We start from the raw sequence: 14,591 nt of genomic DNA, 5'->3' as shown, positions 1-14,591 counted from the left end.
TAAGGTCTATGATTTCGCACGCTTACGAGTGAAAAATATACCGCCTAACGCAAGAAGCGATAGCGCAAAGGTGCCTGGTGCGGGTACTTGAGCGATTTCGAAGCTAGTGCCTCTGGGGGCCTCGAGGAGAAGGTTAAACCCAATGTTATTTGATAATTCAGCTTTAGCAAATGAAAGGTCTACCGTTCCGCTACTTAACGCCACTAAAACAAAGGAGAAAATGTCTACCTCAGTTTTGCCAGCTTGAAAAAGCTCCACAGGGCCAAAAGTAGCGCTACTTAATGACGCTGAATTAGATGAACTATCATTTGAGGGACCAAAAAGTGGCACCCCAATAGCACCTAGATCCGTAACCGTAGTTGGGTCAAAACTAACAAACAGCGAATCAAAAAAAACAGCTATATCATACCCGAAGAAATATGTCTGAGCGCCACTTTCTGACAACTTTGAAGCTCTCACAGTTGCCGTAATTGTCTCGCCAACGTTATAAGTATCTTTATCTGTTGTAATCGAAATTAGTGCTGCATTTGCATTGAAAGTAGCGGCAGCCATTAATAGTAAAAAGAATTTTTTCATTGTTATTTTCCTAAAATTAAATTGCACAGTTAGCGCGTGTACACATCGCCATTAATGCCTGAATATCGAAGAAGCTAATCTGGCCGTCGCCGTTAAAATCGTAGTTTTCACCCGTCGCTTGCCCTTGTAAAAACAGTTGATAGAAAGCAATGATATCGTTGTAATCCACATCGTTATCACCATCAAAATCTCCAACTGTTACTTCTTCTGGAAAGTTAAGCACTACCACTACTGGGTCGTGATCTGACGAGCGATACGCATCAGCGCCGTAGTAACTAGAAAGCTGGGTTTCAGTCTTATATTCAACGTTATAGTCGAACACGCGAGGTTCATCGGCATTAATGTGCCATACCGTTGCATCTACCACATATTCAGTTAATGAAGGGCTTGATAAAGCGTGATCTAAGTAACCTACTTCGCCGCCGAAGCTATACGAATATGCACTATCGCCATCAAAGAAGTTAACCAAGTTGCTGTAGCCAGCCTCTTCAAGCGCAAGGATAGGTTCCTCTTTCGCATAGGCATTCAAATCACCCATTACGACAACGCGGTCAGACAAGACATCACTGTTTTGTTCAACAAGAGAAATTAGGCCTTGTGCTGCTTGGGTACGAAGTTCGTTCCAACAGCCTTGACCGTCACCTAAATCAGCATTATTGCCTGTAGCACTGCCACAGCTTCCTTTTGACTTAAAGTGGTTTATCGCTAGGGTAAAGTCTTCGCCATTACTGTTCACGCTAAAACTTTGTAGTAAAGGTTGACGGTTGCCATAGTCAAATGGCGCGTCAGATGAAGTCACAGGGTTACCCTGTAGCGAAACTACTGCTGGTTTATAGATAATACCTACAGCAATTTCATCACCGCCTAGTTGAGACTCTAATGCAACATAGCTGTACTCATCGCTGCCGAGTTCAGCGTTAACGCTGTCAACCAATGTCGCAATCGCCGATTCACTGCTGTAACCATCGTTTTCAATTTCAACAAGGCCAAGTACGTCAGCATTCATAGCTACAATAGCTGCAATGGTTTTCGCTTTCTGACGCTCGAATTCAGCAACTGAATCTGCGCCACGAGATGTGGGGAATTCCGGGCCATTGAAGTAGTTAAGCACATTAAAGCTAGCCACTTTTACATCACCGATAGCATTGAGCTGTGGTGCAGCAATTCGTGGGTTAGTGCCTACGGTTTGAATATCACCAACAGGAATAAGGTTGTAAGCACCAAAGGCGTAATGTAAAACACCTTCCAAAGCTTCGATACTGTTGCCCAAACGTAGAGGGTTGTTGTGCGATAAACCACCTACAGGGAAAGGAATATCATCCAAATTCTGTGATGTTTCTCCGTCATCAACCAATAAGGTATTTCGTGCATTGATTTCGGCTAGTGCCAACGCTTCTTGTGAACCCGCTACAAACTGATTAGTAGGAATGAATAAGCGTTCTGAAGACACGTTGAACTGACCATAACGTCCAAGATTGTAGATATCAGAAACTTTAAGGGTTTGCTCAAAACTAATATGCATGCCCTCTAGTGCTTCTAAATCAGTATCAAGGCTAAATGGCATAGCAACAGGTGTGTAAAGCACATTACTACCTACACCCGTAACCTCGAGTTCTGCAGACAGGGTTAATTGGGTTACACCAAAGCGCTCGCCTACTGTACCTTGCAAACGCACCGCATCCCCTGCTTCTGGCAGGTTAAATGAGCCTGCGTAAACGAACAAACCTTCAGAAGTTGCCGGGTTATCGTCTGAATCACTTGCTTCTTCCTGAACAAAGAAACCGCTCATGGCAGGTACAACTTTGGTGACTACTGCTTCAACAATCACATCCGTGCCGACAAGCGCTGATTCTTCACCGTCGCCTTGAATTGCGCTGATAAGTACTACTTCAGCAATTGGATCGGTTGGGTCTGTAGGGTCCGTCGGATCTGTTGGGTCTGTTGGCTCGCTTACTGAACCGTTGTGAGAACCAAAATTACTTAGCGTATCTTTTGCAAAGCTATCCCACTCATCAAGAGTAAAAGCAGGGTTTCGATTAGGGTTTCCGCCTGTCACTGAACTCTTACGTACTAACGTGACATCTTTACCCCAATTAGTCTTAACGCCAAAAGTACCTAATGCATCTACAACTTGACCGTTGTAGACAAGCTCAACGTAATCGTCGCCGTTGAAGTTCATTACGAAACTGCTGAGTGTAGAGCCAGTTGTAAGTAAGGCATCAGCGTCGGCGTGAGCGAATGTTGCTACGCCACCTGCAGGAATTTCGCCCTCAAGCGTTAGTACTTTACGGTCAGCGTCGGCAGTATCACCGTTTGAAAGTAAAACTAACTCGTAGCCAGACAAGCTCACAGGTTGAGTCGAGCTATTGAAAAGCTCTATCGCTTTATTAAAGCTACCACCCTCAATATACTCTGAAATGTAAACACTATTGGTTGACGGCCCAATATCACCACCTGTATCGCCGCCTGTATCACCACCGGTATCACCACCTGTATCACCACCTGTGTCACCGCCGGTATCACCACCTGTATCACCACCTGTGTCACCGCCGGTATCACCACCTGTACCGTCGCAGCTGTCGTTATAAATAAGTGAAGCAAGTTCAGGCTTATCAATAAACGGGTTACGGTTCCCTTGGAATTCAAACACACGCTCGTTACGGCGGCGCTCAAATTCATCGACTGGATCGCTCTCGTGCCACTGAAGCAGCACACAAAGCTTACCAAATGCAGCTTCGTCGGTAGACGTTAAGCGGTTTAACAATACTAAATCTTCTTCGGTATCACCTGCGGTGTTACCGTCGTAACGCACATCCATATAAAGCATAGAGCGAGCTACGTCACCCTTCACTGCATCGCGCGGCTCGAAAGAATCGCTATCAACACGGTTTTCAGGCGCTTCGGCAAGTGCGCTATCGCTGAAGTCAAAATCTAAATTGCCACGAGAGCTATTAACCGAAATATCTGTGGGACGCAGATGAAGAATATCGCTGTATGCAGTTAAGCTTGTACTTGAAAAACCGTGGCTTTTTGCCCAAACATGTTCGCGGTTCCAATTTTCTTGGTTAGAGCTTTGGCTACCGCTTCCGTTGGTAAACTTACCTTGTGATATCCCTTTATAAAATAGGATAACATTGTCGGTATCTGCAGGGTCTTCATCGGTATAGGTAAGCGCAGTCCACACCTCAGAATATGAAAGTGTGCGATGACCATTTTCAATGATGTTATGCGCTGTTTCTTTCAGTGTTTGTGCACTATCGCCGTTAGCAATAGCGGCATCTAAAGCGGCATAGTAGTCCGATGCTACAAAATCACTCGCTAAATTAATTGCTTCTAAATCTGGGCAGTTAAAGCAAGTACCGCTTAAGAAAAGAAGTTCGTTCGAAGGTTCACCACCGTTATCGGGGTTATCGCCGCCATCGCCGTTGTCACCACCATCGGTGGCATCTGAGCCGCTCACTGAAATACTGTCTAAATTCAGGTATTCAGTACCAGCATTATTAGCCATAGCTACTTTTAATACTAACGAGCTTCCGCTGCCAATTGTCTCATTTACCGTAGCACTATCAAAGTCATCTTCTACGGTATTCGATGCCCCTTCGGTAAGTGTTATAAGCTCAAACGCGCCGCCATCCAGTGAGTAAAATATATCGATGTAGTCTGACGCTTCAAACGTTCCACTTTGAGAAAGTGCTGCATTAATTGTGACTTCACCGGCACTAGCGATATCGATTGATTCACTCAACCAAACCACTTCGCCATCCACATCGCGGGCTTGCATAGCGCCATTTTCTACACGAAACCAATCTGAAGTTGCAGTTAATGCACCTGCGGAAACGTCAATTGACCAACGCTCTACGCCTTCAAGGCTTAGAACGGCCCCACCGGGATTAGAACCAGTTGCGCCCTTTCCTTGCAATTCACTGGATTCAAAATCTTCCTGCCAAACCGTGTCGGCCGATGCATTAAGTGATACTACGCCCAGTGACAATGCCCCTGCCAACAACGCGTTGACAACTTTCGCTGATTTACTCAGCTTATACTTTTGTGTGTTACCCTCATTAACCATTTTGCTTTCCGCTTTATTTGTATAAGGAAGGTATAAATTCTTATACATACGTATGCGCAGCAAGCACTTAATAAAAATAATAATATAAACGTCACACGCTATATATATCAATAAGTTACAGCTTTAAAATAAGTTTACTTATTCATTAACTCGACTAAACTTTGGTACAGGAAAAGTTGATTTGTAACATTACTAAGTTGTTTCAGTTTTGAAACATTTCCATGCTGTAATCTTGCGCATGTTACAATTTAAATGCACAAAAAAAGAGCACCTATAAAGCACTCTTTAGTTCTGTGATGGACATTAGACGCACTGACTTACTTTGATTAATGATGCCTCTTTGTCGCTTACGGATTTGCAGGAAAACAGTTTTTACAGCGTTTTCACTGAATAATGGTTTTTCCCTCGAACGGGAATTTAGAACCGATAGCGGCGCAATTGCATTTGCATGGTCTTTATTTGCTGCACTAGTGCTTCACAATTATCAACGACCTCTTTAGCGTAGTCTGTATTGGCTTGGCCTACCTGCTGGATACTGCTCACCCCTCTGTTTACATCGGCAGCAACTGAAGTTTGTCCTTCTGCCAAATTTGCGGCATCCTCGTTCAGCGCAGTGATTCTAGCGACAGCCTCTAGCGCTTGGTTTAGCGACTCACCTGCGTGCTTAGTGGTTTCCACGGTCTTAAACGCGGTTTCTTTGTTTAGTTGCATTTTTTCAGAAGCAATACGGCTTCCTTGCTGTAGCCTTTCTATCATAATGCGGATCTCTTCCGTTGAAGCCTGCGTACGACTAGCTAGTGAACGCACTTCATCTGCAACCACAGCGAAGCCACGCCCCTGTTCGCCTGCTCTGGCCGCTTCAATTGCCGCGTTGAGTGCAAGCAGATTGGTTTGCTCTGCAATGTTTCTAATGACTTCCATAACGCCACTAATTTCCTCGCTGGCCTGTGCTAGTTCATTGATTACTTGCACTGATGCGTCGACGTCATTCGCTTGCGATTGGATATCTTTGATAGTTTCAGACAAAACGGTCACGCTGTTTCTTGTATCCGTATCAGCAGCACTAGCTGCGTCACTCGAGCTTCTTATAGTAGTAGAAACACTTTGTGCGTTTTGCTGCATCAACGTGATCGCGTTGTCGATGGATTCGGTTTCTTGACTAAGCTTCGAAACGGTCTCCTTAGAACTCATTGCAGTAGTATTTAGCGCTTCTGATTTTGCCAACATATTATCAGTGGCTTCATACACGCTTGCCTTTTCGTTCTAGCGGGCTCACGAGTTATTTTATAAACCTAGGCAATTTTTGTGTCAGTGCAAATTGCCCAAATGATTAATTTTTCAAAAATTTCCGCAAAAACAAAAATAATGACTTTATTTGTGCGTTACGACACCTTTCTTGAAACCTTGTCACAATCTCAAAATGTCACTTCATATGCACTTTACCGCCCACTATTTTAAGCGCGGGAGTTCCCCGAATCATTGTATTTCTGGCAAACTGAACATTACATGATGGGCAGATCCCCTCTTCATTAGTGTAGTCTTCAACAATCCGCTCTTTAAAGCATTTCACCAAAGCTCCCTTGCCACCTTTTCGGTATTTAAGTAGTTGGAATCTACATTTGGCGCAAAAGATCTGAACGGTTTTCACCGGCCCTTTTGCATTGGGTTTTGCCATAACGTTTTTGTCTCTCCTTAAATTGGAAATTTCACCTTTTGTTGAAGTGCGACAAATTACAAATCTTGGTTATACTTCTCAAAGGGTGATGTGCCCTTTCACAATAATGTCTCTGCAGTTTATCAACGTAGCAATTTAGCTGACAGAGAAAGGACTAAAGGTAATACCAATGAAGATAATTGCAGCCCTGTTTTTAATTTTATCGGCACCACTTTATGCGGGCACTGCTGTAATTGTAAATGCTAACAACAATTCAGGTATAGATATCGACACAGTGAAAAAGATTTACCTGGGAAAGGTGAAAGCATTTCCAGATGGCAACCGCGCCATTCCACTCACGTTCGAGCAAGGCAATGCAGCGAGAGATGCTTTTAATAACAGTGTGTTAGGAAAATCGGAATCACAATATTCTGCATTTTGGTCGAAGCTAGTTTTTACTGGTCGCGGTACACCACCTGAGATGATTGCATCGGAAGATGAAATGTTGAAATTAGTTGCGACAAATCCAAATACAATTGGATTTATCGATGAGAGCAAAGTTGACGACCAAGTAAAGGTTGTTGGCACGTTTTAAACTGCCCCCTCTAAAAAGCTTATTTTAGTCACAGTGCGACACACATTTCTGCGTGTCGCACTGTGTATTTCCAAGTTAGTCTGGGTAACTAGCTAGATAATTAATATTGGCAAATGCCATTATCACGTCTTTCGCAAAATCTACTCTGGGATGTCGCAGCGCACCTTTCTTCCATACCAAGTAAATCTCGTTTTCAGGCCCACTCCTTCCAAGCGGAATAAGCTCACCTTTAGCGATTGCTTCTTTACATAGGTAATCAGGTAACACGGAATAGCCTATCCCTGCTTTAATAATGCTGCTTATCGCACGAATATCTGGACATATTGCGGCTACAGGTGACTCGCATGGTGCATTAAACACTTCTGAAAAATATCGGCGAATAAGCGGTAGTTGCTCGTCATAGCTTACTACCTTGTGTTGATTCAATAATGAAGCCGTAATCTCTTTATCGCCAATTAATTTACCTTGAACCCGGTTCATCACTAAAATTAAACGCTCTTTGTCCAACATCTGATATTCATACGTGGCGTCTGTAGGCTCAGATGCGGTGATGGCAAGTTCAGCGACGTCGTCTTCTAACAGTTGATAAGTGTTATTTTTATTACCTGTATGGATTACTAAATTTACTTTATCTGCTTGAAGTAAATTGGCCAACGCAGGGCCCGCTACAAAGCTTAAATACTCTGCTGGGCCGGCTAAGTGCAAGGTACCGTGGTCGGTAGATGCGCGACTTCGAATAGATGCTACTTTTTGTTCTAGTGTATCTATGTGACTGGCTACTTGTAGCGCTAAATCATCGGCAATTGCGGTAGGTTCAACGCCCCGAGCTTTGCGTACAAACAACTCTTTACCGACAATATGCTCCATTGCCTGAATATGTGAAGTCACTGCAGGCTGCGACATATGAAGCCGCGATGCTGCACGTGTGATGTTGCCGCTTCGATAAACTTCTACAAAGGTTTTTAACTGTGTTAGGTAAGACATGATTTTCCACCCATCAGATTTTTGATGACTCATCATAATTTATCTGACTTCTGCTTTTAAACCAATAACTCTAAGATGCAAGCACTTTCAAATGCGACAGGAAATGCACATGAAAACATCATCATCAATTCTATCACTTGCCATCATCGCTGGGTTATCACAGTCGGCGTATGCTGCAGACGCTCAGTCATCAAAAGCCAGTAAAGGGGAAGTGCTTGTTCTACTTTCAAGCGAAAATGTAATGCAGCTTGCAGAAGGGAAAACCGAACCTACCGGCTACTACCTCAACGAGTTTGGCGTGCCAGCTAAGGCTTTGGTAGATGCGGGCTACAAGCTAGTATTGGCAACACCTAAAGGCAATGCGCCAGCGGTAGATAAAAAGTCTGTTATTCCACAGTACTTTGATGGCGGCGAATCACAAATGCGAGATATTCAAACATTTGTTGCATCAATAGATGGAATTAATGACACATTGTCATTAAATGAAGTTATTGCACAAGGGCTCGATGAATTTGAGGGTGTATTTATCCCAGGTGGGCATGCTCCGCTTATCGATTTAGCAAACAACCCTCAAGTGGGCGAGATTTTGTCTCACTTTCATAATGAAGGAAAACCCACTGCCGCAATTTGCCATGGTCCAATCGCCTTACTTTCTGGGCAATCTAACCCAAAGGCATTTGAGCTGGCATTGAAAACAGACGAGCAAGCCACATCTGACAATTGGATTTATGAAGGCTACAAAATGACAATCTTCTCTACACCAGAAGAAGAGTATTTTGAAAGCACCTTAGATGATGCAAAGCTATTATACTACCCAGCAGATGCCATGGCGCAAGCGGGTGGAAATATGGAATACAAAGAAATGTGGGCGCCAAATGTAGTAGTAGACCGTGAACTTATTACTGGCCAAAACCCATTCTCTGACGAACTGCTAGCTGAGAAGCTATTACAACAGCTAAATTCACAAACTAATTAAGGGCAGGCAACACGATGCTTAATTTTACATTTAAAAATCAAACCGAAATTTTGTTCGGCAAAGGTCAACTAAGTGAAGTGTCTTCACGTTTGCCGGAACAAGCAAAAGTCCTCTTCCTGTATGGTGGCGGCTCAATTAAGAAAAATGGTATTTACGATAAAGTAAATGCCGCCCTGGAAGGCGCTGACGTTATTGAATTTCAAGGCGTCGAACCAAACCCAGAATTCGAAACATTGATGAAAGCGGTGAATGTGGCCCGTGAAAATGACGTTAACTTCATTCTTGCTGTAGGCGGCGGAAGTGTTATCGACGGCGCAAAATTTGTGGCAGCGGCAGTAAACTTTGAAGGAGACCCATGGGATATATTAATCAAGGGTGCATCTTTCGAAAATCCACTACCTATTGGCGCAGTGCTTACACTGCCTGCAACAGGCTCTGAGAGTAACGGCAACTCGGTAGTAAACAGAAAGGAAACTTCACAGAAGCGCGCGTTTTCATCGGAAACGGTACAGCCAGTATTTGCTGTACTTGACCCGGAATTCACATATTCACTACCGCCTCGCCAAGTTTCTAACGGTGTAGTTGATGCATTTGTTCACGTAATCGAGCAGTACCTAACTTACCCAGTGAATGCGCCGCTTCAAGACCGTTTTGCAGAAGGTATTTTACAAACCTTAATCCAAGAAGGTCCAAAGGCCCTAGCAACACCTGAAGACTACGACGTACGTGCAAATGTGATGTGGTCAGCAACTATGGCACTTAATGGCCTTATTGGAAAAGGCGTACCACAAGACTGGGGTACTCACATGATTGGCCACGAACTAACGGCCTTACACGGTTTAGATCACGCCGCAACGTTAGCTATTGTGTTGCCTTCGCTTATGTTCGTGCAGCGCGACAAGAAGCAGGAAAAAATACTGCAGCTAGGCGAGCGCGTCTTCGGTATTCAAGAAGATGACAAAGAAAAAGCCATCGACTTGACCATTAAGGCTGTACAAGACTTTTTCGAAACCATGCAGGTAAAAACCCGCCTATCAGACTACGACATTGAAAAGTCTGCAATTGATGGGCTTATCGACAACTTAGAGCGCAACGGATTAACAGCGCTTGGTGAGCATGGCGATATCGACCTGGCAAAAGCCCGCGAAATTTTAACCCTCGCAGCATAAGCCTGGTTGCATATGACGCAACGCGCATATGCTTTTTCAACATTTAAGTACCCAGCATAGTCTGGGTACTTTTTATTCTTATCCTATTTAGAGAGAAATATGACTGCACTATTTGAACAGTTTTCGCTAAAAGACGTCACGCTTCGCAATCGTATTGCTGTACCTCCTATGTGCCAATATTCGGCAGAAGACGGCTTTACCAACCAGTGGCATGAAGCAAACTATCAGTCGTTCGCCCGTGGTGGCGCAGGGCTAGTAATCGTTGAAGCTACAGCGGTTTCTCCGGAAGGTCGTATTACGCCAAATTGCTTAGGCATTTGGAAAGACGATCACGTTAGTGGCCTTAAAAACATCGCAGAGCGCATCAAAAGTCAAGGCGCGGTTGCAGGTATTCAAATTGCTCATGCAGGACGAAAAGCTAGCGCTAACCGTCCTTGGGAAGGCGACGATCACATACAGCCAAGTAAAGAAAATGGTTGGCAGCCTATTGCTCCTTCTGCAGAAGCGTTTGGCGCGCACCTGCCGGTAACACCTACCGAAATGACTAAAGCCGACATTGAACGCGTTAAGGCCGACTTTGTTAAAGGCGCCGAGCGTGCACTTGAAGCTGGGTATGAGTGGCTAGAACTTCACTTTGCTCACGGTTATTTAGCTCAAAGCTTTTTCTCGAAACACGCGAACAAGCGTACAGATGAATACGGCGGTGACGCACAAGGTCGCGGACGCTTCTTGCTTGAAACACTAAGCGCAGTGCGTGAAGTTTGGCCAGAAAACCTACCGCTAACAGTGCGTTTTGGCGTTATCGAATACGATGGTGAAGACGAGCAAACACTAAGCGAATCTATCGAACTCATTAAACAGTTTAAAGAAATTGGTGCTGACTTTGTAAGTGTTAGCGTGGGTTTCAATACGCCCGAAGCCAATATTCCTTGGGGACCCGCGTTCTTAGCGCCTATCGCTAAACGCGTACGAGACGAAGCTGATATCCCTGTTGCAACGGCTTGGGGTGTAGACACACCGGAGCTAGCTAACGAGACTATCGAAAACCAACAGCTTGACGTTGTGATGGTAGGCAGAATGCACCTTACCAACCCACATTGGACGTACTATGCAGCTAAACAGTTAGGCGTTGAAAAACCATCATGGGTTATGCCTGCGCCTTACGCACATTGGTTGGAGCGTTACGCGCCATCAGATGAAAGGTAGCAAGTAGAAATAAAGGCAGCAGAGGCTTTAAGCTATGCTGCCTTTTTTGTTTGCGCTTAATTTGCTCTTATTTTGCTATTATGTAATGTTCCTTTGAGTTGGCGATGCTTTAAAAGCTTTTGAGGTTTCAAACGGATCTTTTTCCTGGCGGTGATTTGACGTAGCTTCAGCCCACCAGAGCATTTGGCTAAGCGCCCTTCCAAAATAAGCTTTCCAGCTTTCTTCTTTTTCACTGCTTGCACAACCTTCCTCATCAAACGCATCTTGTGCATGCGGCACGTGGATCATCGCAGAAACAGGCAGACACCCAAGCTCAGACAGAAAGGTTCGCATCCCAACGGCCGCGCGCATTCCACCCCACTGCCCTGCTGAATAAGTGGCAATAACGCTGGGCTTGAAAGAATATAAAGAACTACCAAAGTGATTAAGCAAATCCGCCAACGCGGGGCTCATTGAGTGGTTATATTCAGGGCTTACCATTACATACCCATCGGCAGATTCTATTTTTTCAGCCAGCGTTGATAACGCTTCGGGCGCTTTTCCTTGCGCGTACGCAAAATGAGGCTTGAACACTTCGCCGGTTTTGTAATCTAGAGGGTCAATCAGCTCAAACTCGTGTTCAGCCATATTGTCTTGGGCCCAATTCATTATCGCTTTTGCGACTCGATGGCCTAACCTTGCTGGCCTAGGGGGCGTGCTGTCACGTACGGTGCCAAGAAAAACTAAGAATTTCACCTCACTTGCTCCTTTGTTAGTGCATTGCGTAGCCCAGCCTAGTGTTTCTTAAAGGAGGGCACAACCGTTACGATATCAAAAAAGCAAAGCATAAGCTTAACAGTCTAAAACCCGTGATAAGTCACAAACTCTTCGTTGTCAGCACGAGTTGAGCGAACATCATTTGCGGGGAAATCTGGGTCTGGGTAACCTAGCGCAATACAAATCATAATAGCTTCGTCATCAGGGATATTAGCGTACTTATGTACTACTTCAGACTGCATAATACCTTGGCCATTGATAACGCAGCCTAGACCTAAATCCCATGCTGCCAGTACGATACCATACGCTAAAGATCCTAAGCCAAACTGCGTTATGCCCGCAGGCTCTAAAGATTTATCATACGTCAGCACCAATGAAACCGGTGCATCAAACTGCCTAAAGCCACGCATCATCCAATCCATGCGCTTTTCTTTGTCTTCGCGCGCTATGCCCATTACGTCGAAGAGCTGTATAGCCACATCAATTTGGCGCTGACGATGAACACCCTCGTAATCTTCTTTGTAAGGGAAGTCTCGAACGTGGGGCTTACCTTCCAATGTGTTTTTGGTATTACCCTCGCGAATTTTATCTAACACATCACCAGTCACCGCATGGATTTTCCACGTTTGCGTATTGTATGACGACGGCGCCCACTTCGCTGCGTTAATAATGGCGTCTACTGTTTCCTTAGTTACCGGCTGCTTAGTAAACCCTCGAACACTTTTTCTTGATGCTGCAAACTCCGCAAAATTCATACACTTCCTTAAACGCGGTTATTGAAATTGTTAATTTAGAGTAAACACGAGAAGATATGTCATCAATAGGCAGGCATGCTTATTAAGATTGATTATTTTTATAGATATATATAGAAGTTTGTAAACCCTTTCATAAAGCAACCCGTAGCAAAAGCATATCATGAGTCAATCACACATGATGTTTATGGACGTTTGGCTTTAAAAAAAGCATATGAAAGGAGTTTTATAATGGCTAAGAAACCGCAATTAACTACGTCGGCAGGCGCCCCTGTAGTAAGTAACGAAACCACTAAAACGGCCGGAGAACGTGGTCCCGCCCTCTTACAAGATTATCAACTTATTGAAAAGTTGGCGCATCAAAACCGTGAACGCATTCCAGAGCGCGTGGTACACGCAAAAGGCTGGGGGGCACAAGGCACATTCACTGTCACACATGACATTACCGACTATACATGTGCCGACTTGTTCTCAGAAGTAGGTAAACAAACAGAAGTCCTAAGTCGCTGGTCTACAGTAGCTGGTGAATCTGGTGCCGCTGATACAGAGCGTGATGTACGCGGCTTTAGCCTGAAATTTTACACCCAGCAAGGTAACTGGGATATGGTAGGCAACAACACGCCTATCTTCTTCATCCGCGACGGATATAAATTTCCTGATTTCATTCGCACCCAGAAACGTCACCCGAAAACGAACCTACGCTCGCCAGAAGCTATGTTCGACTTTTGGGCCGCACAGCCAGAAAGTGTACACCAAGTCACTATTTTAATGTCAGACCGTGGTATTCCTGTATCGCCAATGCACATGAATGGTTATGGCAGCCACACCTTTAGCATGTGGAATAAAGACGGCAAACGTCACTGGGTGAAATTCCACTTCAAAACCCAACAGGGCATCAAAAACTACACCAATGAAACGTCTGAGAACATCATTGGCAGCACTCGAGAAAAGTATCAAGAAGAGCTTTATAACGCTATTGAGGAAGGAAAATTTCCGAAGTGGACCATGTACATTCAGGCCATGCCTGAAGAAGAGGCAGGTCAACAAAGCTATAACCCATTTGACCTAACTAAAGTGTGGCCGCACGATGACTACCCGCTCATTGAAGTCGGTGAGCTGGAAATGAACAAAAATCCAGAGAACTACTTTCAAATGATCGAAAACGCAGCGTTCAGCCCGTCGAATGTTGTTCCTGGTATTGGTTTCAGCCCTGACAAAATGCTTCAAGCACGTATTTTTTCATATGCTGATGCACACAGGTACCGCTTGGGCACGCATTACGAGGCTCTACCTGCTAATGCACCAAAAAACAGTAAAGTGAATCACTATCACAAAGACGGTTCGATGCGCTTCTTTACCAACGACTTTGGCAACCCAGACGCTTACTATGAGCCCAATCAATATGAAGGGCCAGTGGCAGACTTTTCCGTGAAAGAGCCGCCGCTTCGAATTGATGGCGATGCCGACAGATATCATCAAGATGATGTTGATGTCGATTACGTGCAGCCGCGCAAGCTGTACGAAATGTTCTCTGACGATCAAAAGGAACGACTGTACAAAAATTACGCTGCCGCAATGGGCCCATGCTCTGATAGCGTAAAAGAACGCTGGTACGCTGTGTTAGAAAAGGTTCATCCAGACTACGCAGCAGGTGTTCGCAACGCAGTTGAAAGCCTAGATACTGACGTAAACACTGTACCCATTACAGAGAACACGCCTATCGAAGATAGTTAAACGAGCTTGTTATTGTTTAACACTCTTACCTGGTTGGTATCTATTGCAGGTACCAACTGGGTAATTCAATTATTAAACATGACGAATTTTTAACGTATCTCCCCTCTTGCTTACATATGC

12 protein-coding genes are annotated in these 14,591 nt (G+C 44.6%); 5 read left to right on the top strand and 7 right to left on the bottom strand.

What is annotated here, in order from left to right; translation table 11 throughout:
* Positions 1-6: 6 nt before the first annotated feature.
* The 4 genes from ACXACS_RS09790 to ACXACS_RS09775 all read right to left on the bottom strand — a co-directional run bounded on the left by ACXACS_RS09790 (position 7) and on the right by ACXACS_RS09775 (position 6,320).
* On the bottom strand, positions 7-603 hold the full coding sequence (locus ACXACS_RS09790; protein ID WP_474806149.1) for a PEP-CTERM sorting domain-containing protein: 597 nt from the start codon (positions 601-603) through the stop codon (positions 7-9).
* Positions 593-4,645 (bottom strand): ExeM/NucH family extracellular endonuclease, encoded by a 4,053-nt coding sequence (locus tag ACXACS_RS09785; RefSeq protein WP_474809245.1) that lies wholly within the window; start codon positions 4,643-4,645, stop codon positions 593-595. The genes ACXACS_RS09790 and ACXACS_RS09785 overlap by 11 nt, the downstream gene beginning before the upstream one ends.
* A 417-nt stretch (positions 4,646-5,062) precedes the next feature.
* A complete protein-coding gene (locus ACXACS_RS09780) occupies positions 5,063-5,893 on the bottom strand; it encodes a methyl-accepting chemotaxis protein (RefSeq protein WP_474806147.1) in 831 nt (276 codons plus the stop codon).
* Positions 5,894-6,068: 175 nt separating this feature from the next.
* Positions 6,069-6,320, bottom strand: coding sequence for a hypothetical protein (locus tag ACXACS_RS09775; RefSeq protein ID WP_474806145.1), 252 nt, complete (start codon positions 6,318-6,320; stop codon positions 6,069-6,071).
* Between the two features lie 169 nt (positions 6,321-6,489).
* Between ACXACS_RS09775 and ACXACS_RS09770 the strand changes: the two genes are divergently transcribed.
* Positions 6,490-6,894: a type 2 periplasmic-binding domain-containing protein gene (locus ACXACS_RS09770; protein WP_474806144.1), complete on the top strand. Its 405-nt coding sequence runs from the start codon at positions 6,490-6,492 to the stop codon at positions 6,892-6,894.
* A 75-nt stretch (positions 6,895-6,969) separates the two neighbouring features.
* Here the strand turns inward: ACXACS_RS09770 and ACXACS_RS09765 are convergent, their stop codons facing one another.
* Positions 6,970-7,878, bottom strand: a complete 909-nt coding sequence (locus tag ACXACS_RS09765; RefSeq protein ID WP_474806142.1) for a LysR family transcriptional regulator — start codon at positions 7,876-7,878, stop codon at positions 6,970-6,972.
* Positions 7,879-7,987: 109 nt separating this feature from the next.
* On the opposite strand from ACXACS_RS09765, the gene ACXACS_RS09760 reads away from it, so the two are divergent.
* From ACXACS_RS09760 to ACXACS_RS09750, 3 genes are all read left to right on the top strand, one after another.
* On the top strand, positions 7,988-8,854 hold the full coding sequence (locus tag ACXACS_RS09760) for a type 1 glutamine amidotransferase domain-containing protein (protein ID WP_474806140.1): 867 nt from the start codon (positions 7,988-7,990) through the stop codon (positions 8,852-8,854).
* 14 nt (positions 8,855-8,868) lie between these two features.
* Positions 8,869-10,023: an iron-containing alcohol dehydrogenase gene (locus ACXACS_RS09755; RefSeq protein ID WP_269918120.1), complete on the top strand. Its 1,155-nt coding sequence runs from the start codon at positions 8,869-8,871 to the stop codon at positions 10,021-10,023.
* Positions 10,024-10,122: 99 nt separating this feature from the next.
* On the top strand, positions 10,123-11,229 hold the full coding sequence (locus ACXACS_RS09750) for an NADH:flavin oxidoreductase/NADH oxidase (RefSeq protein WP_474806138.1): 1,107 nt from the start codon (positions 10,123-10,125) through the stop codon (positions 11,227-11,229).
* A gap of 78 nt (positions 11,230-11,307) precedes the next feature.
* Here ACXACS_RS09750 and ACXACS_RS09745 read toward each other — a convergent pair whose 3' ends face one another.
* Together ACXACS_RS09745 and ACXACS_RS09740 are read right to left on the bottom strand one after the other, a co-directional pair.
* Positions 11,308-11,964 (bottom strand): NADPH-dependent FMN reductase, encoded by a 657-nt coding sequence (locus ACXACS_RS09745; RefSeq protein ID WP_474806136.1) that lies wholly within the window; start codon positions 11,962-11,964, stop codon positions 11,308-11,310.
* A gap of 104 nt (positions 11,965-12,068) precedes the next feature.
* The gene (locus ACXACS_RS09740) at positions 12,069-12,740 is read right to left on the bottom strand and encodes a nitroreductase (protein ID WP_474806134.1); all 672 of its coding nucleotides are present in this window, start codon (positions 12,738-12,740) and stop codon (positions 12,069-12,071) included.
* Between the two features lie 228 nt (positions 12,741-12,968).
* Here ACXACS_RS09740 and ACXACS_RS09735 point away from each other — a divergent pair, with 228 nt between their 5' ends.
* Complete coding sequence (locus ACXACS_RS09735; protein ID WP_474806132.1) at positions 12,969-14,471, top strand: catalase; 1,503 nt, start codon at positions 12,969-12,971, stop codon at positions 14,469-14,471.
* Positions 14,472-14,591 lie beyond the last annotated feature (120 nt).

The sequence above is a fragment of the Alteromonas sp. AWM4_230 genome (assembly GCF_056158305.1).
Note: the sequence above shows the minus strand (reverse complement) of the source record. Positions and strands in the feature narration are given on the sequence as shown.

What these genes read in the sequence shown, in the direction of transcription:
- ACXACS_RS09785 (WP_474809245.1), bottom strand. Translation starts at nt 4,645, where the DNA reads ATGGTTAATGAGGGTAACACACAAAAGTATAAGCTGAGTAAATCAGCG.
- ACXACS_RS09775 (WP_474806145.1), bottom strand. Translation starts at nt 6,320, where the DNA reads ATGGCAAAACCCAATGCAAAAGGGCCGGTGAAAACCGTTCAGATCTTT.
- ACXACS_RS09770 (WP_474806144.1), top strand. Translation starts at nt 6,490, where the DNA reads ATGAAGATAATTGCAGCCCTGTTTTTAATTTTATCGGCACCACTTTAT.
- ACXACS_RS09765 (WP_474806142.1), bottom strand. Translation starts at nt 7,878, where the DNA reads ATGTCTTACCTAACACAGTTAAAAACCTTTGTAGAAGTTTATCGAAGC.
- ACXACS_RS09760 (WP_474806140.1), top strand. Translation starts at nt 7,988, where the DNA reads ATGAAAACATCATCATCAATTCTATCACTTGCCATCATCGCTGGGTTA.
- ACXACS_RS09755 (WP_269918120.1), top strand. Translation starts at nt 8,869, where the DNA reads ATGCTTAATTTTACATTTAAAAATCAAACCGAAATTTTGTTCGGCAAA.
- ACXACS_RS09750 (WP_474806138.1), top strand. Translation starts at nt 10,123, where the DNA reads ATGACTGCACTATTTGAACAGTTTTCGCTAAAAGACGTCACGCTTCGC.
- ACXACS_RS09740 (WP_474806134.1), bottom strand. Translation starts at nt 12,740, where the DNA reads ATGAATTTTGCGGAGTTTGCAGCATCAAGAAAAAGTGTTCGAGGGTTT.
- ACXACS_RS09735 (WP_474806132.1), top strand. Translation starts at nt 12,969, where the DNA reads ATGGCTAAGAAACCGCAATTAACTACGTCGGCAGGCGCCCCTGTAGTA.